The organism is Lysobacter tyrosinilyticus, from assembly GCF_054779815.1.
Genome location: NZ_BAAGXN010000007.1, coordinates 1 through 1,642, shown reverse-complemented (window position 1 = coordinate 1,642; position 1,642 = coordinate 1). Strand labels below are relative to the sequence as shown.

Genomic DNA, 1,642 nt, shown 5'->3' with positions numbered 1-1,642 from the left:
GTCTGGTTCGCGTCGGTCCCAGCCAACGCACGGTTGTAGGTCACATCGAAACCCGTCCACACCGTGCCATCGGCGAACACCACTTCTTCCAGCCAGTTCTCCGGACCGGTGAACCAGTTCTTCACCGTCACCTTGTCCGTGCCGTTGGCCAGCGTCAGCACCAGGTCGTTGCCGACCTTCGCCGCCGTCACGTCCGCCGCCGCGATTCCCGCCCCGAACCGCAGCGAGTCCTTGTACGTCGCCGACGGGTTGACATAGCCGTTGTCGATGATCAGATCCTGGCCATCGCCCAGGTTGAACACGTACTTGTCGGCGTAATACGTACCGGTGATCGTGTCGTTGCCGGTGCCACCTTCGAACGAGTTGCCCACGCCGCCGTAGTAGTCCGCGGTCAAGGTGTCGTCGCCGGCGCCGCCGTACAGCAGGTTGATGCCGGTGCCGCCATTCAGCACATCGTTGCCGGCATCGCCGTACAGCAAGTCGTTGCCGTTATTGCCGGTCAGCGTGTCGTTGCCATCCAGGCCGTGGATAATCGCGTTGGTTCCAGCAACGGCATTGATTGTGTCATTCCCGCTGGTTCCCGCCTGAGCGAATCGATAAGTAAGCTCATCCCCCGTCCACACCGTGCCATCGGCAAACACCACCTCTTCCAGCCAGCTCTCCGGACCGGTGAACCAGTTCTTCACCGTCACCTTGTCCGTGCCGTTGGCCAGAGTCAGCACCAGGTCGTTGCCGACCTTGCTCGCCGTCACATCCGCCGCCGCGATCCCCGCCCCGAACCGCAGCGAGTCCTTGTACGTCGCCGACGGGTTGACATAGCCGTTGTCGATGATCAGATCCTGGCCATCGCCCAGGTTGAACACGTACTTGTCGGCGTAATACGTACCGGTGATCGTGTCGTTGCCGGTGCCACCTTCGAACGAGTTGCCCACGCCGCCGTAGTAGTCCGCGGTCAGGGTGTCGTCGCCGGCGCCACCGTACAGCACGTTCACGCCGGTGCCGCCGTTCAACACGTCGTTGCCGGCATCGCCGTACAGCGTGTCATTGCCATTGTTGCCGGTCAGCGTGTCGTTGCCGTTGCCGCCGTGCAGCACGCCGTCGGTACCGTATACGGTCGCCAGCGTGTCGTTCGCATTGGTCCCGGCCAGCGCACGGTTGTAGGTGACATCGAAGCCCGTCCACACCGTGCCATCGGCAAACACCACCTCTTCCAGCCAGCTCTCCGGACCGGTGAACCAGTTCTTCACCGTCACCTTGTCCGTGCCGTTGGCCAGAGTCAGCACCAGGTCGTTGCCGACCTTGCTCGCCGTCACATCCGCCGCCGCGATCCCCGCTCCGAACCGCAGCGAGTCCTTGTACGTCGCCGACGGGTTGACATAGCCGTTGTCGATGATCAGATCCTGGCCATCGCCCAGGTTGAACACGTACTTGTCGGCGTAATACGTACCGGTGATCGTGTCGTTGCCGGTGCCACCTTCGAACGAGTTGCCTACGCCGCCGTAGTAGTCCGCGGTCAGCGTGTCGTCGCCGGCGCCGCCGTACAGCACGTTCACCCCGGTACCACCGTTCAACGTGTCGTTGCCGGCATCGCCGTACAGCGTGTCGTTGCCGCTGTTGCCCGTCAGCGTGTCGTTGCCGTTGC

At 63.0% G+C, this 1,642-nt stretch carries 1 protein-coding gene; it reads right to left on the bottom strand.

Features of this window, described 5'->3' with window-relative positions; all coding sequences use genetic code 11:
• Nucleotides 1-1,642, bottom strand: a 1,642-nt coding sequence (locus tag ACYVGK_RS14545; protein ID WP_460734960.1) for a calcium-binding protein, incomplete at both ends; no start/stop codon positions are given.